At 50.5% G+C, this 20,189-nt stretch carries 18 protein-coding genes; 11 read left to right on the top strand and 7 right to left on the bottom strand.

Features of this window, described 5'->3' with window-relative positions:
* Window positions 1–67 precede the first annotated feature (67 nt).
* The 11 genes from C161_RS00970 to C161_RS00920 all read left to right on the top strand — a co-directional run bounded on the left by C161_RS00970 (window position 68) and on the right by C161_RS00920 (window position 11,951).
* Window positions 68–892: an ABC transporter ATP-binding protein gene (locus C161_RS00970; protein WP_051447273.1), complete on the top strand. Its 825-nt coding sequence runs from the start codon at window positions 68–70 to the stop codon at window positions 890–892.
* The gene (locus tag C161_RS00965) at window positions 864–1,685 is read left to right on the top strand and encodes an ABC transporter permease (RefSeq protein WP_235193703.1); all 822 of its coding nucleotides are present in this window, start codon (window positions 864–866) and stop codon (window positions 1,683–1,685) included. Before C161_RS00970 ends, C161_RS00965 begins: the two co-directional genes overlap by 29 nt.
* Entirely contained in the window at window positions 1,682–2,620 is a 939-nt protein-coding gene (locus C161_RS00960; RefSeq protein WP_051449520.1) for an ABC transporter permease, read from the top strand. The genes C161_RS00965 and C161_RS00960 overlap by 4 nt, the downstream gene beginning before the upstream one ends.
* Window positions 2,621–2,764: 144 nt before the next feature.
* Window positions 2,765–3,829: an ABC transporter substrate-binding protein gene (locus C161_RS00955; RefSeq protein WP_036667787.1), complete on the top strand. Its 1,065-nt coding sequence runs from the start codon at window positions 2,765–2,767 to the stop codon at window positions 3,827–3,829.
* Window positions 3,830–3,850: 21 nt separating this feature from the next.
* Window positions 3,851–5,224 carry an aspartate aminotransferase family protein gene (locus C161_RS00950; RefSeq protein WP_036612653.1) on the top strand — a complete coding sequence of 458 codons (1,374 nt, stop codon included), beginning with the start codon at window positions 3,851–3,853 and terminating at the stop codon, window positions 5,222–5,224.
* A 97-nt stretch (window positions 5,225–5,321) separates the two neighbouring features.
* Window positions 5,322–6,611 carry a M20 family metallo-hydrolase gene (locus tag C161_RS00945; protein WP_036612651.1) on the top strand — a complete coding sequence of 430 codons (1,290 nt, stop codon included), beginning with the start codon at window positions 5,322–5,324 and terminating at the stop codon, window positions 6,609–6,611.
* A 4-nt stretch (window positions 6,612–6,615) separates the two neighbouring features.
* The gene (locus tag C161_RS00940; RefSeq protein WP_036612648.1) at window positions 6,616–7,497 is read left to right on the top strand and encodes a nitrilase-related carbon-nitrogen hydrolase; all 882 of its coding nucleotides are present in this window, start codon (window positions 6,616–6,618) and stop codon (window positions 7,495–7,497) included.
* A gap of 49 nt (window positions 7,498–7,546) precedes the next feature.
* The gene (locus tag C161_RS00935; protein WP_036612645.1) at window positions 7,547–8,914 is read left to right on the top strand and encodes an NAD(P)-dependent oxidoreductase; all 1,368 of its coding nucleotides are present in this window, start codon (window positions 7,547–7,549) and stop codon (window positions 8,912–8,914) included.
* A gap of 72 nt (window positions 8,915–8,986) precedes the next feature.
* Window positions 8,987–10,282, top strand: coding sequence for an NAD-dependent dihydropyrimidine dehydrogenase subunit PreA (gene preA, locus C161_RS00930; protein ID WP_036612641.1), 1,296 nt, complete (start codon window positions 8,987–8,989; stop codon window positions 10,280–10,282).
* Complete coding sequence (hydA, locus tag C161_RS00925) at window positions 10,279–11,724, top strand: dihydropyrimidinase (protein ID WP_036667786.1); 1,446 nt, start codon at window positions 10,279–10,281, stop codon at window positions 11,722–11,724. The genes preA and hydA overlap by 4 nt, the downstream gene beginning before the upstream one ends.
* Window positions 11,724–11,951, top strand: a complete 228-nt coding sequence (locus C161_RS00920) for a hypothetical protein (protein ID WP_036667785.1) — start codon at window positions 11,724–11,726, stop codon at window positions 11,949–11,951. Before hydA ends, C161_RS00920 begins: the two co-directional genes overlap by 1 nt.
* A gap of 15 nt (window positions 11,952–11,966) precedes the next feature.
* Here the strand turns inward: C161_RS00920 and C161_RS00915 are convergent, their stop codons facing one another.
* The 7 genes from C161_RS00915 to C161_RS00890 form a co-directional block, all read right to left on the bottom strand.
* Window positions 11,967–13,643, bottom strand: a complete 1,677-nt coding sequence (locus C161_RS00915) for a PucR family transcriptional regulator (RefSeq protein ID WP_036667784.1) — start codon at window positions 13,641–13,643, stop codon at window positions 11,967–11,969.
* Between the two features lie 461 nt (window positions 13,644–14,104).
* Entirely contained in the window at window positions 14,105–17,329 is a 3,225-nt protein-coding gene (locus C161_RS00910; RefSeq protein WP_036667783.1) for an efflux RND transporter permease subunit, read from the bottom strand.
* Window positions 17,330–17,362: 33 nt separating this feature from the next.
* Window positions 17,363–18,310, bottom strand: coding sequence for a TetR/AcrR family transcriptional regulator (locus C161_RS00905; RefSeq protein WP_036612627.1), 948 nt, complete (start codon window positions 18,308–18,310; stop codon window positions 17,363–17,365).
* Window positions 18,311–18,523: 213 nt separating this feature from the next.
* Window positions 18,524–18,655: a hypothetical protein gene (locus tag C161_RS33285; RefSeq protein ID WP_268745198.1), complete on the bottom strand. Its 132-nt coding sequence runs from the start codon at window positions 18,653–18,655 to the stop codon at window positions 18,524–18,526.
* Window positions 18,656–18,864: 209 nt separating this feature from the next.
* Complete coding sequence (locus tag C161_RS00900; protein ID WP_017691901.1) at window positions 18,865–19,179, bottom strand: DMT family transporter; 315 nt, start codon at window positions 19,177–19,179, stop codon at window positions 18,865–18,867.
* Entirely contained in the window at window positions 19,179–19,520 is a 342-nt protein-coding gene (locus C161_RS00895) for a DMT family transporter (RefSeq protein ID WP_036612625.1), read from the bottom strand. The genes C161_RS00900 and C161_RS00895 overlap by 1 nt, the downstream gene beginning before the upstream one ends.
* Window positions 19,517–20,140: a TetR/AcrR family transcriptional regulator gene (locus tag C161_RS00890; protein ID WP_036612623.1), complete on the bottom strand. Its 624-nt coding sequence runs from the start codon at window positions 20,138–20,140 to the stop codon at window positions 19,517–19,519. Before C161_RS00890 ends, C161_RS00895 begins: the two co-directional genes overlap by 4 nt.
* Window positions 20,141–20,189 lie beyond the last annotated feature (49 nt).

Genomic DNA, 20,189 nt, shown 5'->3' with positions numbered 1-20,189 from the left:
GTGTATATAAATCTCCCATTCAGCCTTGGTGTGCAATGAAAACAACTTCCCACAAAGGAGAATGCCCATGTCCTCCATATCCTCAGCCACAGTCCCCGAAGCCTGCCATATTGATGTAGATCATGTGTCCGTTGTTTTTGGAACAGGTACACAGCAAGTCACTGCCTTGTCGGATGTTACATTCCAGATCCAGTCCAATGAGTTTGTCTCTCTGCTGGGCCCTTCCGGCTGTGGCAAGTCGACCTTGCTCCGGCTGGTGGGTGATCTACTTCAACCTACCTCAGGCACCGTACGCATTGCAGGTCAGGAGCCTGAGCGGGCTCGACTACAGCGACAGTTCGGCATCGTTTTCCAGACACCAGCCCTGTTCGATTGGCGCACCGTTCGTCACAATGTGGAATTGCCCTTGGAACTGCTGGGTACCCGCCGTAAGGAGTGCCGCCGCATTAGCAGTGAACTGCTTGAAATGGTGGGGTTAACCCGCTTCGCAGACCATTATCCATGGCAGCTTAGTGGCGGGATGCAGCAACGTGTATCCATTGCACGTGCACTTGCACTTGATCCACCATTGCTGCTCATGGATGAACCCTTTTCCGCCTTAGACGAATTCACGAAAGAAAAGCTTCAATTGGAGCTGCTTGAGATCAAGCGCTCAACAGGCAAGACCTTCCTCTTTGTCACACACAGCATCCCCGAAGCCGTATTTCTGTCCGACCGGATCATCGTGCTCTCGGCACATCCGGGGCAAGTACATTCCATTCATTCCGTCAATCTGTCTTCCGAACGTCATAGTGAACTGAGAGAAACGGAAGCCTTCTACCACATGATTACAACCATCCGCAATTGCTTCTACGAGGAGCGTGATGAATCTCATGTCCCTGCGATTCTTTAAACCGGGTTATCGTTCCTGGGTTGTCATCTGGATTACAGCGGTATTGGTACTGTGGGAAGCAGCCGCCTGGATGCTCCAATTGTTCCTGTCACCTCAGCAGGCGGCGTCTCGCCTTCCTTATCTGCACGAAGTTCTTGCAGCCTTGTTTCGTTACTCGAGTACGCTCGCAGAGCAGGGGGCTGTCACGTTTGGCAATGCAGCCATTGGTTTTGCAGGGGGAACGTTGCTGGGTCTGGGTCTGGCTCTACTCATGAGCGGGGCTGTCTGGCTAGAGCGCACGTTATCGCCATATGTTGTCTCCTCACAGATGGTTCCGGTTATTGGTCTCGCACCAATCGTGTACGGCATCATTCACAACGCGGAGTGGGCGCGGATTGTTATGGCTGCGTATGTCACTTTCTTCCCGATCATCATCCATACGTTAAAAGGATTGAAAAGTGCAGCACCAGAGCACCTGGAACTGATGCGTTCCTGTGGAGCTTCACTGACTGCGCGATATATCAAATGCCTGCTGCCCTCTGCACTGCCGGGACTATTTTCCGGTATGAAAATAGCCGCTCCGCTGGCGGTGACTTCCTCCATCGTTGTGGAATTGATGGGCGCTCCCGACGGACTCGGCGTCCTGATGGTCAGTTCGTTATATTACGGTCATGCCCAAGTTGGCATGTTCTGGGCCACCATCATGCTTAGCATTGGTATTGGCCTGATCTCATATCTGGCCATCAGTCTGGCTGAACGTTGGCTAACCCCTTGGCAGCCTGAATTCAGGGCCAAAGGAGGTCAGGCCACATGAGTGAAGGTAGTGTGTTGAGCCGGAAAAGTGATGAAGGTGTGTCGATTGCTGCTGTAACTGGCGCGGCTATGCCCCTCAATGGTCCGCAGACGGCAGCTGTCCCAGGATCGGAAATTCATGGACAACAGGGACAAGCCGAAAAGGCCAGATTGGGCTCTGGCGTTCGCGGACGATCGGTTGCGCTGAGTATGCTTCCTTGGGGTGCGGGTGTGTTGTTTCTCGCCCTCTGGCAGTTCAGGTTGTTTCATTGGATATTCTCGCTGGAAAGCTACCAACTGCCCGTGCCTTCCGCGATTGCGGCATCCATTCAGGAAAATGCCAATATGCTCTTTCGATATGCGATGTACAGCGGAACCGAAATGCTGGGAGGCTTTTTGCTCGGTTCATTGTTGGGTGCTCTGGCGGCAGCGGGTGCATCGTTCTTTCCAACAAGCGGCAGGGCCGCGGTTACGGTTCTGTCTGCACTTAATGCTGTTCCGATCGTGGCCCTTGCCCCGATTATGAACAATTGGTTCGGTGATGGGATCTGGTCTCGTATTGCAGTCGTCACGGTGATTACGATGGCCGCCATGGCCGTCAGCCTGTTCAAAGGACTGACTTCCATTCAGCCGCAGTACAGTGATCTGCTGAGTGGTCTAGCCGCGAGCAGGATGCAGTTTTTTTGGAAGCTGAGACTGCCTCATGCGCTGCCTTCCCTCTTCGCCGGTCTGAAGATCAATATGTCGACCAGTATTATCGGGGCCATTGTGGGTGAATTTTTCATCGCCTCCCAGGGGCTCGGGTACTTGCTCTCGGATCAGATTCGACTGGCGAACATGCCTTTGGCTTGGTCCTGCATTGTCATCGCAGCCGCGCTCGGCATTGTGTTGTATGAAGCGGTTGTCCTGGCAGAAAAGCGACTCATTCCATGGAATCGTGCACGCACAGATCACTAACGTACTTCAGGGTAACAACCATCCATCCATAGATCTTAATACCTGATAGAGGTTGTTCAAAAAGTCCACGGTACTGAAAAGCAGACTTTTTGAACACGGACTGATGATAGAAAAATCGTATATAAACAGGGGGTTGTTCTGTACATGTACAAAACGTTGAAGCCGGGTTTGCTGGTGTTGGTCTTGTTGGTTGTTACGATGCTGAGCGCATGTTCTACGAAGTCCGAGCCGACGGCTGAACCTGCCGCTGCGAGTTCAGGAGGGGCGGGAGAAGCAGATCAACCCTTAACCAAAGTGAAAATTCAGCTGAAATGGGTGCCGCAGGCGCAATTTGCCGGGATTTATGCAGCGAAGGAAAAAGGTTTTTTTGCAGATGAAGGCATTGATGCCGAGATTATTCCGGGTGGTCCGGATATCGTGATTGAGCAGCAGGTGGTCAATGGTGCGGCCGATGTGGGAATCACGGGTGTAGACAGTTTGCTGGTCAGCCGGGATAACGGTCTGCCGCTCGTCTCGCTCGCCCAGATCTCGCAGAAGAGTAGTTATCGCTTGATTGCCAAGAAGTCCCTAGGCATTACTGATCCGGCTCAGATGAAAGGTAAGAAGGTCAGTACCTGGTTTGGCAGTCAGCAGTTTCAGGTGCTCGCGTTCATGGAGAAGAATGGCCTAGATCCGAAGAAAGATATTGAACTGGTGAAGCAAGGGTTCACAATGGATCAGTTTTTCAACGATCAGGTGGATGTAGCTACGGCGACGATCTATAACGAATACCACGTTGTGCTGGAAAGTGGAACGAAGGAATCCGATCTGGATGTGTTCAACATTGAAGATGCCGGTGTTGGCATGTTGGAGGATACGCTAATTGCCAAGAAGGATTGGGTAGACAGCAACCGTGAGCTTGCGGTCAAAGTGACCCGTGCCATTTTGAAAGGCTGGAACTACGCCATTGATCAACAGGATGAGACGGTCGATATCGTAATGAGTAATGTGACGGATGGCAGCACCACCCGCGAGCATCAGGTCACGATGCTGGAAGAGATTGCAAAGCTGATTCGCCCGGAAGGGTTTACGGAGCAGCAAGTCGGCAGCTTTGTAGATGAGTCATTTACCCGAACTGCGGATATTGCACTGAACTATGGCTTGATCAAAAAAGCCGCCAACCTGGATGAAGCGCTGGAGAAAAGCATCTATGAAGAAGCGGTGAAATAAGCGCGTGGAGGAGGATGACGAATGAGTTCTGTGGATCAGCAGCCTCAGCCGCTTGGTGGTACGAAGGAAGAATGGCTGGAGAAAGATCGCAAATACGTATGGCATCACATCTCGCCTCATAACGATCATCCAATGATTGCAGTGAGTGGGGAGGGTAGTTGGATCACCGATCAGGATGGTACGCGTTATCTGGATGCGATGTCGGGACTGTGGTGTGTGAATGTGGGGCATGGCCGGGAGGAGATTGCGAGGAGTGCCTACGAACAGATGAAAGCACTCGCTTATGTACCGATGACGCAGAGTCATGAACCGGCGATTTTGCTGGCGGAGAAGCTGAATGAATGGCTGGAGGGGGAGTATCGAATATTCTTCTCCAACTCAGGTTCAGATGCGAATGAGGTGGCTTTCAAAATAGCCCGTCAGTACCACCATCAGAATGGTGAGCCTACTCGGCACAAATTCATCTCCCGTCACCGTGCCTATCACGGTAACTCCATGGGAGCGCTGGGCGCCACTGGGCAAGCCGCACGCAAGATCAAATACGAGCCACTCGGCGTAGGTTTCTCTCATGTTCCACCACCGTATTGTTACCGCTGTCCGTTTGGACGAAACAAGGATGGATGCGGACTCGAATGTGCAACCATCTATGAAGAGGTGATTCGTTGGGAAGGTCCTGAGACGGTTGCCGCAGTAATTATGGAGCCGGTGATCACAGGGGGCGGCATGATTGTACCCCCACCGGATTATATGCGTACCGTGCAAGAGATCTGTCAGCGCTATGGCGTGCTGCTCATTGTAGATGAGGTAATCTGCGGCTTTGGCCGATCTGGGCAGAAGTTTGGTCATCAGAACTATGGCGTACAGCCAGATATTGTGACGATGGCAAAAGGCATGACCAGTGCGTATTCGCCGCTATCAGCAACGGCGGTGCGAGCCGATCTGTACGACACGTTCCGGGAACCCGGCCCGGATACCCATTTTCGCCATGTGAATACGTTTGGCGGGAATCCGGTATCCTGCCGGGTGGCACTGGCAAATCTGGAGATTCTGGAACGAGAGAATCTGGTCAGCCGGGCGGAGGAACTGGGAAACCTGCTTCGTGAGAAGCTGGAACCTTTGCTGGAGTTGTCCATTGTGGGGGATATCCGTTCATTCGGATTCGCCTGTGGCATTGAATTGATTGAAGCAGACGGATCTCCTGCGGAGGCGGATAAAGTAATGAAGGTACTCGCCAGTTGTAAAAGGGATGGCATCCTGATTGGCAAGAACGGCGATACCGTACCGGGGTTTGCAAACATTTTGACGATCTCTCCACCGTTTGTTACCACCGAGGATGAGTTGGATCTGATCGCTGGAAGTTTACTCGTTGCGCTACGTAGTCTGGACGCAGGTTAGTTGCCATACACAGGTACGACAGACGTTTACGGTTTAGCAAGCGAGATGAAAATTTTCATATCATTACGCGAAAATAAGCGCAAGGAGGCGAGGAAGGATGCAGACCACAACAGGCAAACTCATTAATCAGCTTCGGCTGAATGAGCGCATTGAGCAGTTGTCACAGATTGGCCGAATCGCGGAGACGGGTGTTTGCCGACTTGCCCTGACCCCGGAAGATATGGATGGCATCATACAAGTTCGTCTCTGGATGGAAAATGCCGGTCTGACGACGCGACTTGATCCGTTTGGCAATCTGATTGGTCGTCTGGAGGGTGCGGATCAGGCGCTGCCAATCCTCATGATTGGTTCCCACATCGACTCTCAGCCTTATGGCGGTCGATATGATGGAGCGATTGGTGTGCTAGGCGCGCTCGAAGCAGTGCAATGCCTGATCGAAAATGGCATTCAGCCCCTAATGTCAATTGAGATAATTGCCTTTTGCGACGAAGAGGGTTCCCGTTTTAACAAAGGCCTTTTCGGCTCACGTGGCATAACGGGTCAGTTGGAAGAAGGCGAACTGGAGCGGCAGGATAAAAATGGAGTGACCCGCCGGGAGGCACTGGAAGCCTTTGGCTGTTCTCCTTCGGATTTTGAAGAGGCGATCTATCCGCCAGGTTCCATAGGCAGTTATCTGGAGTTGCACATTGAGCAGGGGCCGGTGCTGGAAGCGATGAATGCACCAGTAGGTCTGGTGACGGGCATCTCGGGTCCGTTGTGGCTTACGGTGACGATGAAAGGCATGGCGGGTCATGCCGGCTCCGTTCCGATGGGAATGCGGCATGATGCTCTGGTAGGCAGCGCCAAAGTCATTGCGGCTTTTGACGATATGGTGAGAGAAGACCCGGAAGCCCCAACCGTAGGTACGGTGGGAAGTTTGAGGGTGTTTCCAGACTCACGGAACATCATTCCGGAGGAAGTCAGCTTCACGGTTGATTTACGAGACATGGAGATGGAGCGCAGGAACCGGCTTGAAGCCCGATTAATGAACATTTTGGATGACGTGAGTTTCCGATATGGTCTAACCTACTCGCTGACAGAGGATACGAATAGTGAGCCGAGGTATTGTGCAGAGTCAATCAAGTCGGTGATTCGTTCATCCGCGGAAGAGATCGGGGTTACTTTGCCAGAACTGATGAGTGGTCCGTTCCATGATGCGTTGGCCCTTTCGCTTGTGTGTGATTATGGCATGATCTTTGTCCGCAGCAAAGACGGCATCAGTCATCATCCCAGCGAATATTCCTCCCCGGAGGATATTGGACTCGGCACGGAAGTGTTATATCGCACCATTCGGAGGATGTGTAGTGGAATGAACCAACCAATCATTTTACCTGAGGAGGCGTTGTGACGTTATGAGCAAAATCAGCATCGGATTAATCCAGGCTTCCCATGAGATTGAAGGTTCGGCTCCCGTTGAGGTACATAAGGAGGCTGCGGTTCAGAAACACATTGCGCTGGTCCGTGAAGCGGCTGCAAGAGGGGCCAAGATCATCGGGTTGCAGGAAGTATTCTATGGGCCGTACTTTTGCACAGAGCAGAATCCCAAATGGTATGCATCCGCTGAACCGGTGCCGGAAGGACCGACGACCAGACGTTTTCAGGAGCTGGCAAAGGAGCTTGCGGTGGTGATTATTTTACCTGTATACGAGGTGGAGGGCATTGCTTCGTATTACAATACGGCAGCCGTTATAGATGCGGATGGTACGTATCTGGGCAAATACCGCAAACATCATATCCCGCATGTGGAAGCAGGTGAGGGCACGAATGGTTTCTGGGAAAAGTATTATTTCAAACCAGGTAACCTTGGGTTTCCGGTTTTTGATACAGCCTACGCCAGAGTGGGTGTGTACATCTGTTATGATCGTCATTTTCCGGAAGGGGCACGATTGCTCGGGCTGGCGGGGGCAGAGATAGTGTTCAATCCATCCGCTACGGTTGCGGGTACATCGGAATATCTGTGGAAACTGGAACAGCCTGCTCACGCGGTAGCTAACGGCTATTATGTTGCAGCCATCAACCGGGTCGGTGTAGAAGCGCCGTGGAATATGGGTGAATTTTATGGACAGTCGTACCTGGTCGACCCGCGAGGCAGAATGGTAGCGATCGGCAGCCGGGACCAGGATGAGGTCGTCATTGGCGAGATGGATACGGAGATGATTCGTGAGGTGCGTAATGTGTGGCAGTTCTACCGCGATCGCAGGCCGGAAACGTACGAACATCTGGTTAGTCTGTAAAAGTAGCTGGAAGCTGCGCGGATCAAACTTCAGGAGGTGCATGACATTGATGAACAGCTCAGGAACAACGTTATCCGATTATGGGTGGGAGAGTCGTTTTGCCGAGATGAAACCCGCCATGACAGGCAAGGAAGCGATGGAGGAGTCAAACCGCTGTCTGTACTGTTACGATGCACCTTGTATCAAAGCCTGTCCAACCGACATTAATATCCCTTCTTTTATTAGCAAAATATCCACAGGGCACCTGAAAGGATCGGCCCGCACCATCATGGATGCAAATCCGGTTGGAGCCAGCTGCGCACGTGTCTGTCCCACAGAGGAATTGTGTGAAGGTGCATGTGTTCTGAACGAATCGTCGAAGCCGATTCGCATTGGTGACTTGCAGCGTTACGCCACCGACTGGGCGCGGGCGAAGAATGAGCCGTTATTCCAGGCAGCACCTGCCAATGGGAGAACCGTTGCTGTTGTGGGAGCCGGGCCTGCGGGATTGTCGGCGGCACGTGAACTGGGGCGTGCAGGGTATGAGGTGACGATCTATGAAGCCAAACCCAAAGGCGGCGGGCTGAATACGTATGGCATCGTATCTTTCCGTTTGCCCGAATCGGTTGCGCTATGGGAAGTGGAGCAGGTGGAGGCACTTGGTGTGCAGATCCGTTATGGGGTGCGCATCGGTGTGGATATTCCTGCTTCGCAGTTGCTGGAGCAGCATGAAGCGGTCATTCTGGCCTGTGGCATGGGTTCAGTACCTAAGCTGGGCATTGAAGGGGAGACATTGGAAGGTGTCTATGATGCGATTGAACTGGTGGAGTCTACCAAGCAAGGTGTTCCGCCCGCGCTGAATGGTCTGAAGGTTGCCGTTATTGGCGCGGGCAATACGGCGGTAGATGCAGCGACCTGTTCGGTACGTCTTGGTGCCGAGCGGGTGCAGATGTTATATCGGCGCGGGGAAAGCCAGATGACGGCTTATGCGTTTGAATATACGTTTGCCAAGCAGGAGGGTGTGGAGTTCCGCTGGTTTACGATGCCGCAGCGAATCATTGGAGACAAGAACGGTCGGGTTCAAGCTGTGGAATGTGTGAAAATGGAGCTAATTACCCCGCCTGGTGGTGGGCGTGCGTTGCCCGTGCCTGTGGAGGGATCGGAGTTCATGATTGAATGTGATACGGTCATCCGGGCGATTGGGCAGCATCGGTTATTACCATTAATCGAAGCGTTTGGGCTGCGTCACCAATGGGGCGTCGTTGAGATCGAACCGCATACGTACCGTACCTCGCATCCTCAGATCTATGCGGCAGGAGATGTCATTTTTGGTCAGGGCCAGGGTGAGGCGATGGTTGTCTCGGCTGCACAGCAGGGTAAGCTGGCTGCCGGCGCAGTCATGAAGGCATTACCTGGACAGGTGGAAGAGACGGCGTGAGTTGTGAGCGAGACAAGGTACGGAGTGTCCAGTGTAACTAATATGTTCAAACAACACCAAGGAGGGATCGTTATGGCTGACTTATCCATTAATCTGGCAGGTATTCGATCACCCAATCCATTCTGGCTGGCTTCTGCACCACCGACCAATACGGGATATCAGGTTCAGCGTGCGTTCGAAGCGGGCTGGGGTGGCGCGGTGTGGAAGACACTGGGTGAGCCAATTATCAATACATCCTCGCGTTTCGCGGCGGTCCATTTTGGTGGGCAACGGGTGGCGGGGTTTAATAATATTGAATTGATATCCGATCGTCCGCTGGAAGTGAATCTGCGGGAGATTGCCGAGACCAAGAAACGCTTCCCGGATCGTGCGGTTGTCGCTTCACTGATGGTGGAACCTACGCGGGAGAAGTGGCATGAGATTGTGAAAAAGGTGGAGGCTGTCGGTGTGGACGGCCTGGAGCTGAACTTTGGCTGCCCACATGGCATGGCCGAACGAGGTATGGGAGCTGCCTCCGGTCAGCAACCTGACCTGGTCGAACTCCAGACGATGTGGGTGAAGGAAGTGGCGACCACACCGGTGATTGTAAAGCTCACGCCGAATATCACGGATATTACGGCAACTGCCCGGGCAGCTGTACGAGGTGGCGCGGATGCGATCTCTCTGATCAATACGATTAACTCCCTGGCAGGTGTGGATCTGGATTCGTGGAATACCGTGCCGCATGTGGGCGGCAAAGGAGCACACGGCGGATACTGTGGCCCAGCGGTAAAGCCCATCGCACTGAACATGGTTGCCGAGTGTGCGCGTAATCCTGAAGTTGGTGTACCGATCTCAGGGATTGGTGGCATATCCGACTGGCGGGATACCGCAGAGTTTCTGCTCATGGGCGCTACAGGGGTTCAGGTATGTACCGCAGCGATGCATCATGGATTCCGTATTGTGGAGGAAATGATTGATGGGCTGAACGATTATCTGGATGAAAAGGGTCTGAGCAGTGTAGCAGAACTGGTAGGTCAGACGGTTCCACGTTACTCGGATTGGGGCAATCTTGATCTGAACTACAAAGTCGTCGCCCGCATCAACCGCGATATCTGCATCAATTGCAACAAATGCCATATTGCTTGTGAGGACACCTCGCATCAATGTATTGATATGTTGACCGACCCGTCCGGCTCCTATCTGGAAGTGGTGGAAGAGGACTGTGTTGGCTGTAATCTGTGTTCGATCGTTTGCCCGGTGGATGGGGCGATTGAGATGGTTGAACTTGTACCTGAGCAGGAACCTGTAACCTGGAATGAACGGCAGTCTGCGATTGCGATGTTGCAATCGGTTAGAGATCAATCAACCAAGGAGGCGATATCATGAGTACTCGCAAATTGATTCGTAATGGTGTGTTGGTTACGGCGTCAGATACCTTTGAAGCAGATATTTTGATCGAAAAGGGTAAAATCACACAGATTGGCATCGGACTGGTGCCAGACGAACGAATGGAGGTTGTAGATGCAGCGGGCTGTTACGTCATTCCGGGCGGGATCGACCCGCATACGCATCTGGATATGCCCTTCGGTGGAACGGTAACGGCGGATGATTTTGCGACGGGAACGACAGCAGCGGCTTTTGGCGGTACAACAACGATCATTGATTTTTGTCTGACACAAAAAGGCCGTCCATTAATCGAATCTCTCCAGGAGTGGCATGCCAAAGCCGAGGGTAAAGCTGCCATCGACTACGGTTTCCATCTCATGATTGGCGAGATGAATGATCAGGTGCTAGAAGAGCTGCCGCAGATCATTGAAGAAGAGGGTGTGTCATCCTTCAAGGTGTTCATGGCGTATAAAAACCAGTTTCAGGCCGATGACGGGATTCTCTTCCAGACGTTGCAAAAGGCAAAAGAGTACGGCGCACTCGTCATGGTTCATGCCGAGAACGGGGATGTCATTGACCTGCTGGTTCGACAGGCGCTCGCCGAAGGGCGCACGGAGCCGATTCATCATGCGCTGACTCGTCCATCCATGCTGGAGGGAGAAGCAACAGGGCGTGCGGCGCGTCTGGCTGCACTTGCGGATTCACAGCTGTATGTGGTGCACGTGACCTGTGCGGAAGCAGTGGAGCAAATTGCGCGTATGCGTGAAATGGGTTACCGAATCTGGGGGGAGACCTGTCCTCAGTATTTGACGTTGGATCAGTCGATCATGGATCAGCCGGACTTTGAGGGTGCAAAGTATGTCTGGTCACCACCGCTGCGGGAAGCGGCTCATCAGGACGTGTTGTGGAATGCATTGAAAAGCGGTCAGTTGCAGACGATTGGCTCCGATCATTGTTCGTTTAATTTCAAAGGGCAGAAGGATCTGGGTAAGGATGATTTCAGTAAAATTCCGAACGGCGGGCCCGTCATCGAAGATCGCCTCAGCATTCTGTATTCAGAAGGTGTAGCCAAGGGGCGGATTACGCTCAATCAGTGGGTCGATCTATGTTCGACAAGAGCGAGCAAGTTATTTGGATTATTCCCGCAGAAAGGTACTCTGGCTGTCGGGACAGATGCAGATATCGTTATTTTTGACCCATCTGTAAACAGGGTGATTTCGGCAGAAACTCATCATATGAACGTGGATTACAGCGCATTTGAAGGTATGCAGGTACAAGGATGTCCGGTGACGGTGTTGTGCCGCGGGGAGTATGTCATTCGAGATCGGCAGTATGCCGGAACAGCAGGGGCAGGCCAATATGTGAAGCGCAACAAGTATGATGCAGGCGCACCCATACCGGTGAAACAGCCTGTGACGGTAGTGAATGGAGGGAGAAGCTGATGTCGGATCATGATGTGTTTGAGGCCGAGAGAATCGCCATAGAGCGAATGGTTGCACAGGGTTATCGGATCTATTCGGTACGGGAACATCTGGAGGGTGCTCACGTCATATGGGGGCACCCCGATCTTCCCGAAGAGAAACAAGAGCAATACGTGGGCACGGCATCTGGGCGGAAGTGGTTCAGTCATATTCTGATTCGTCAGCTTCAGGAGCAGCGGGGCGCTTAGACCATGCCCAGCTCTTCACGCGATTGGACCATGAACATATTCATAAGCGTAGATGGCAAGTTCGATCGCGACCCTTTTCTCGGGGAGGATATAGTCTTCTCCCAGAAGGGCTTCGATTTTGTCCAAACGGTGATACAGTGTCTGTCTGACGATATATAGAGCGGTGGCCGTCTCTTGCTTGGAGCAGCACAGGACCAAATATTGCTTGAGCGTGCGCAGCAGCTGACCTCCTTTCTCTACATCGTAACGAATGAGCGGCCCCAGGTATTCTTCGATAAAATCATCTAGATTACCGCTCTGTTTCATGCTGGCAATGATGCGATAACAATGAAGGTTACTGTAAAAAGGCTGCTGCATCTCACCGATGTCCTTCTGAATTCGCAGTGTCTCCTTCGCGGAATCCAGGCTATCCTTGAGACGGGAGAGGTCTGTGCAGTTATGACCGATTCCGACCAGGCCTGAGAAGAGGCAGTGGGTCTGTTCCTGCTCGTGCTGCTGCAGCTGTTCGATGCAGCGCCAGAGACTGCTTTTACGCTGAGATCCAGGTAGTGGGTCGAGAATGATAAGAATGATCTGGTGGTTCAGAACGGTGCTGTAGAGGGTGAAATTCTCCCGAGCGAACACGGAACGGGCGACGATGTTGCGTTGGATCAATAACTTCTGAAGTCTGAGGCTATCTGTGTACGCGGGGTTGCTGTCGAATAAGATTATGGTGGCTTTGCTCGTTGCGAGAAGGGGATTAACGGTGGATACATATTCATGGATTTCCTTCATGGAGTGATGTCCGTTAAGCCAGTCAATGACCCACATATCTTCTTTGTAGCGGCGTTTCTCTTCCATGTATTTGGTTCGCATCCAGTCCTGGGCAATCGCGGCCGCGCAACGTTCCAGTGCCTGAATGACGAATTCATCCGAGGGTTTGATCGGTATGCTTGAATCTTGATCCGGCAGCTTTTGATGCATCAGCACAAGGTCGGCAAAGGTGTAGTCCAACGCCTGAACAGGCATGCTGATCACATCCAATGTGTTATCTGACAGCTGCATTAAATTCGGAATATCCTCCCCCGCCAAATGTTCCCGCTGCAAAAACCAATCCTGCCGACGAGTCTCCAGCTGCTCTGGAGGGCAGTAGGGAACGGCACTTGCTTCCCCTTCAAGTGGATATAACGCCACAGCACATCCGGTTGTTCGTGACAATAATCGAAGCAGAGGTTGTACGCCATCTCCATTCAGAAGAAGTTGGTTAAAGGAGGTGGTGAGACTATCGAGTTCAGCGATCATCCGCTGATGACTGCGAATCAGGGTGAAATGCAGGTCTTGCGTAATATCGATATAACGGACTTGTTCGTGAAACCAGATCAACGGAAAATCCGCTGCTACTGCAATTTCTTTCATAGCCCTGAGCTGCGACTTGGTGTGATCCCCCAGTTCCATACAGAGTCCGGCAGCCCCACGTGCAATTAACTGACGCAAAAAAGACAGGCCTTGCTGCTCACCCTCCTGCCAGCCAATGCCTGTTGTCAGCACCAATTCCCCGCCATTGAGCAAGTCCCCCACCTCGGGAACCTCCATGATATGAACCCAGCGAACATACCGCTCCAGCGCACGATCACTGGCCAGGACTTCTGCCTTGCGAAACACAGGACGTTTTAACATGTCTCTGACTTGAATATGAAGCGTTGTCTCCCCCACACAACCACCATCCTTCCCCAATCACATGTGATCTATCTGGAGACTGGAATCCGTCAACTTGCATAATTAATCCATATTATAAGTTGATTTACAACAGATGGGCAGAAATCTCACGCTCATTTGTTTCAAATGACAAACATAACTATTTTTTTTGTGATTTTGATTAAAATGAAGCATTTCTATGTCAGTCTATGTATCGTGTAAATTTACATCAGCATTTTGCATAATTCGATTCCAATCGCTCACGGGTACAAGATATAGACGAATAGAATCATTTCGATCTATATCTTGCTGATTGGAGGACGCTCATGGGATTTATGCAAAATGCTTAAATAAAAAAAGCCCCTTAACATCACATCGGAATTCAACCATTCCAATATGCGCTAAGGGGCGAGAAGCTAATATTATAGTCTGCATTTAAGTTGTACTCGAACCGTTACATGAGTACAATCAACGACTTCTTAATCTTCGATTCTTTTCTTTTTAAATTTCATCAGGAACTCATACACAATCGGTACGATAACCAGCGTGAGCAGCGTGGAGCTGATCAGACCGCCGATTACGGTGATTCCGAGTCCTTTGGAGATGATCCCCGCACTCTCTTCGAGACCCGTTACCAGTGGCAACAGGGCACCAATGGTCGCGAGAGCGGTCATCAGGATTGGACGCAGACGAGTTGCACCGGCTTCCAGCAAGGCTTCACGGGTAGGCATACCCTCTTTTTCCTTGTGAATAACACGGTCGATCAACACGATAGCGTTGGTGACCACGATACCGATGAGCATCAGTCCACCCATCATGGCGGAGACGTCGAGCGTACCACCAGCGATGAACAGACCTACCATAATACCAATGACCGTAAATGGCAGGGAGAACAGAATTGCGAATGGTGCCAATCCGCCGCCGAATGTAACAACGAGCACGAAGTATACAATGGCGATGGCCGCCAGCATGGCGAGACCCAGTTGAGTAAAGGTATCATTAATCTGTTCGGTTGTACCGCCGAACTTCACTTCAACGCCATCAGGCAGATCCAGCTTGTCGATCTCAGCCTGTAGGTTACTCGAAGCTTTCGTTACATCCGAAGCCAGGATGTTGGCTGTGACTTGTACAACAACTTTACCATCAATTTGCATGATGGAGTTCGGGGATGTACCTTCTTCCACTTTGGCAACATCTTTGATTGGTACCTCGATGCCAAGCGGTGAAGTGACGGTTTCATCCTCAATCTCTTTAATGCTGCTGAATGTTTTGTTGTCTGTCTCTACATATACTTTGTACGTTTTGTTATCGATATCGACTTCCGTAAGCACAGGACGTTCCCGTGCCGGGCTCAGCGTCATCGCCAGTTGGCCTGCAGTCAGGCCCAGGGAACTCAATTTCTCCTGATCTGCCACGAGCGTATACTGCCCGTAGGTGTCAGCAAGTGTTGTATCTGCTTTTTCAAAATTATCCTTATCCGCTTCAACCAGTTTCAGAATTTCGTCCGATACAGGTTTGAGTTGCTCTACATTATCGCCATAGATGGACAGGCTCAAGCCACTGCCACCCAGACCGCCGGACATGTCGAGCTCATTCCAGGTACCTACGGTAACTTCTTTCTTCAGACCTTCTACAAGCTGTTCCTTCACTTTGGTAAAGTCTTTCGTGTCTTCGTTATATTCAATATAGAATAGAGCCGAGTTGGAACCACCGCCACCCATGCTGCTCAGTGGATTACTTCCGCCGATGGAATATTGCATTTTCTCCAGACCTGGTTGTTCCAGCAACCACTTCTCGGCAACGAGTGCTTCTTTTTCGACATCTTCACGCAAAGCTCCGGTTTGTGGGCTGTACGTAATAGTCACGTATTTATCCTGTTGTTCTGGCAAGAAGCTTGCACCGATGAACGGGTACAGGAACAAACTGCCGACCAGCAAGATCACTGCAATACTGACTGTGATGAGTTTGTGTGAAAGGGTCCAGTTCAGCAGGCGTTTGTAACCTTCCGCCATTTTGCCTGGTTTTTCTTCGTGATTCTGTTTGTTCTTCAACCCTCCACGGAACAGGGTGTGCGCAAGCATCGGCACAATGGTAATGGCAACGATCAGGGATGCCAGCAAAGCGAATACCATGGTCAGTGCAAATGGCGTGAATAACTCACCGACCATGCCGCTTACCAATGCCAGTGGCAGGAATACCGCAATAGTTACGATCGTGGAAGAAAGGATTGGCACAAACATCTCGCGAGTTGCTTCGCGGACTAGTTCACGGCCTTTCAATCTTTCACCTTTGAGTGTTAATCTGCGGTAGATGTTCTCGATAACAACGATGGAGTCATCGACAACCCGTCCGATGGCAACCGTCATCGCACCCAGCGTCATCATGTTCAAAGTAATATCCATCATATTGAGAGCAGTCAATGCCATGAGCAAGGAGAGCGGGATCGAGATAATGGAGATAATGGTTGAACGAATATTACGCAGGAAGAGCAGGATGATCAGGATGGCAAACAAGGCGCCAAAAACGGCTTTGCCCAACATCGTGTTCACCGAGTCCTGAATCGGCTTACCTTGGTCAAGCAATACAGTCAAATCAGCATTTTTGAACTGCGATTGCAACTCTTCAGCTTTATCTTTGACTGCGTTAACGACATCAACCGTGTTGGCATCGTTGGATTTTACAATGGAAATACCAATCGATTCCTTGCCGTCTGTCCGGGAAATGGATTCCGCTTGACCGATGACTTCGATCTTGGCAATTTCACTTAATTTTACTGTCGGGATACCAGCTGCATTGGCAGCACCTGAAGGGCTACCTACACCGGCATTACCACCAGCGTCTTGGTCCGTTCCTTGTGAAGCACCTGGAGCGGTACCTTGACCAGCTTCACCAGTTGGTGCTCCAGAGCCTTGTGGGGCTGCGTTTGAACCATTGCCTGCGGAAGCACCGGCACCGCCGGGTACAACTGGAATGGCAAGGTTTTTCAGATCATCGATGTCGATGATGTTGCCATCTACAACAACGGCTTTCTGGGATTTATCCAGTTCAAACAGTCCAAGGGGCACACGAATGGATGAACCTTGAACGATGCCGTTTACCGTATCTTCCGTTAGGCCCAGCTCGGCCATTTTGGCTTGGTCAAACTTCAATTGAACTTCTTTCACATATTGACCGGACACCTGAACCTGAGCTACACCGTCAATGTCTTCGAGTGCAGGCTGAATATCCGATTCAACCAGTCGTGTCAATTGTTCCAGGTCACCGCCGTCCTTGTCGGACAGGCTCAGAGATACAACCGGGAAAGAGTTAATGCTGAACTTGGAAATGGTCGGCTTCTGCACACTGTCAGGCAGTTGAACTTCATTCAGTGCCTCACGAACGGTTGCAGTTGCGTTGGTCAGATCTGTTCCATAATCAAATTCGAGTGTGATCGATGCTGCGTTCTCCATGGAAGTGGAGGTAACTGTCTTCACGCCATCTACATTACGTAGTTTTACTTCCAGCGGCTTCGTGACATCCTCAACAATTCCCTCTGGTGCAGCCCCCGGATCAATGGCAGTGACATTTAGAAACGGTACGTTGATGTTTGGGATTGTCTCTTGTTTCATCGTCAATCCGCTGTACAAACCTGCGAAAGAGATGATAATCGTCAGAATCCAAATCGCAAACTTGTTGTTCAGTGAAAAATTAATAATACCTTTCATACGATGGTTTCTTCTCCTCTCTGTTTCTCCTGTTTATGTGTGTGACGAGTCAGCCTGGATGAACCGGCTATACATGGCATCCAGAATATGCTGAAGCTCGGAGTGCAAAGATTGAATGGCAGTTACGTTCTCCAGATTGTGCATCATGCCCAGAATAATGGCACGTCGCGGTGTGAATTCCATCATCTCCTGCCGGAGAATGGCAATGGTCTCAAGTACATCATTCTTTGGTTGCCCAGCAGGCAATTCGGAGGCAGCAATATCCTGCATTTGCTTGATAATATGAATAGGATGCCGCATCACCGTGGAATCCGGATGGGGTTCGGTAATCCATGCAGGCCAGTCCTCCAAAGGAATCAAAGGCAAAGGTCGCTGCTTAAGGAATCCGTGCGCTGCATAATCCATCATTTGCAGTAAATTTGTTGCCATTTTGGTAACAGTAAGGGACGGCATCTCTGTAAACCAGATCTTGACGTAGGAAAGGAATAGCCCCTGTGTCAGCAAAATAAGGTCAATCGTATAAGGTTCAATCTCCGATCCGTACTGCTCCTCCAGCTTATCCTTAAACCAATGTAAGGTACGGACTTCCAGATCTCTTTGCAGCGGATGGCATTGTTCCTTGCGTTGCTGTTCATCATCCATCATCATGCTGCGCATCTGTACTCGCAAAAATTCCTTGAGCTCGGCAACATGGATCAACAGTGTCTCAATCTGCTTGTGAAGACGTTCACGCGAGGTAAGGCTGGTTTCATGCTCAATCTGTGTCATCTCGTCCATGAGCGTGTACATGCAGTACTCCAGAGTACTGGCTTCTAATTCCTCTTTGGATTTGAACATGATGTAGAGGCTGCCTTTGGACATCCCGCATAATTCTGCAATCTCTTGCATGGATGTTGCAGCACTGCCTTTGGATGAGAATAACTTGAGTGCTGTAGTAATGATGAGCTTTTTCTTCTCATTCATCTCATGTATAGGGTTCATTAAAGATACATTCACCTCATCAGGGAACTTGTGAGTTCTTGAATTGACTTTAAGGTCGAAATAAGTATAAACGATCTGGTTAAAGGAATTCAAATGGGAGTAAATTGGAAAATGTATATGGGGAAAAGTGGCTGATCAAATGGAAGGAGAGACGGCAAGTAACAAGGCGCAGCTTGTATGTACGATATGGATAAGGTATCAAGAACGTTTAAGTTAGTTTCCTCCAGTGAAGGCGTACAAGGCGAGTATAATAATGGCGACTAGAGCGATGAGATAGAAAATGGCCATGGCGATCAGAAGGGTATATCCTGTATAAGAACCCGTGCGTGCCAATAATTTTTTCATGATTACGACATCCTTTCTTACGTGGCAAAGTATAAAGAGGTTCCCTATTTATATCATTCCCCAAAAAAGACGACTTTCTGATCGAAGTCGTCTAATTTATATTACAAGATTTAATAGATATCATAATGGAAGCTAAGAATTACACGATAACGGTGATTGGAAAGTGGTACTGCAATCGGAGATATAAAGTGTAACTTCATTTCGTTCCATTATGTGATCAGTTTCAAACCAACGGCTGCCACCAAAATCATCGCGATAAACAGGATACGCTTCGCTTCTTTCCGTTCACCGAACAGGAACATGCCTGTTAACGTACTGCCGACCGTCCCGATCCCCGTCCACACGGCATACGCTGTGCCCATGGGAATGGACGTCATGGCATAGGACAACAGCGAGAAGCTGAACACAAACGACACCAGCATAAGTACGATGTATGGCCATCCTTTCTTGGTGGAAGCACCATTAATACCGATTACGCCGAAAATTTCACATATCCCTGCACCTACAATTGCCATCCAAGCCATTATACTGCACCTCCTTTGGCTTCTTGCTGATCCGTAACCAGCTTCAGTCCAATTACGCCGCAGAGCAGCAGCCCGATGAGCAATACTTTGGCCAAGCGGAACGGTTCACCGAACAATACCATTTCCGTAAGGACGGTACCCGCCGTACCAATTCCCGTAAAGACGGCATACACCGTACCCACAGGCAATCTTTTAGAAGCGGCAATGATCAGTCCAAAGCTGATCACGATGGCAATCCCCGTTAAAGTCCACTCCCAGGCATTCGAGGCATGTTTCAGCCCGCTTACCCAGACAATCTCAATAACTCCACCGATAAATACATATAACCAGTTGCGGTTCATGTTGTTAAATCTCCTTCCGGCACAACGCTGTGTGCCTCGTCGTTCAGATGATGAATGCCATGCCAAAATACAGGCCAGGCTGCTTCCAACCGTCTCTTGTACCGACGGGAACTTCCATAGATAATTTCCACGGTAATACCGTCGAGAAACGTCATAAATGCAATGGCGGCTTGTTCCGCGGGAAGGGGCGGTATATCTTCATTACGCATTGCCCTTTGCAGCAGACGAGTCAGTGCACGTTCCATACCATCGATAAATGGATACACTTGATCCATCACTTCGCCATACAGAGAAAGTGGGGGGTAAAAACAATTACGCAACATCAAACGAGCCGAAGCATGGGCATTGTATTCTTGTTCGAACCAGATCAACAAGCCTTTCAGCCTCTGCTCCAATGGCAGATCCGCATGATCACGGAAATATTCCAGTGTGTGCCGTGTTACCTCGTGAAATGCAAAGTCCAGTGTGTGTAAAAACAAGTCATCCTTGCAGCTGAAATGCGCATATATGGACGGTTTTTTAATCCCGACTTCATCAGCAATAGCTCTTAGAGAAGCTCCCTCATATCCATCTCTGGCAAAATGGAACAGGGCTGCATCCCGAATGGATTGTGCAGTCATTCAATCACCTTCCTAACGGTCGTTAGGTAATTATATTTCCATACTTTAC

It is taken from the genome of Paenibacillus sp. FSL R5-192 (genome assembly GCF_000517845.1).
Classification (GTDB): domain Bacteria; phylum Bacillota; class Bacilli; order Paenibacillales; family Paenibacillaceae; genus Paenibacillus; species Paenibacillus amylolyticus.
The sequence above is the reverse complement of the archived record's forward strand: the minus strand, read 5'-3'. Positions and strand labels throughout refer to the sequence as shown.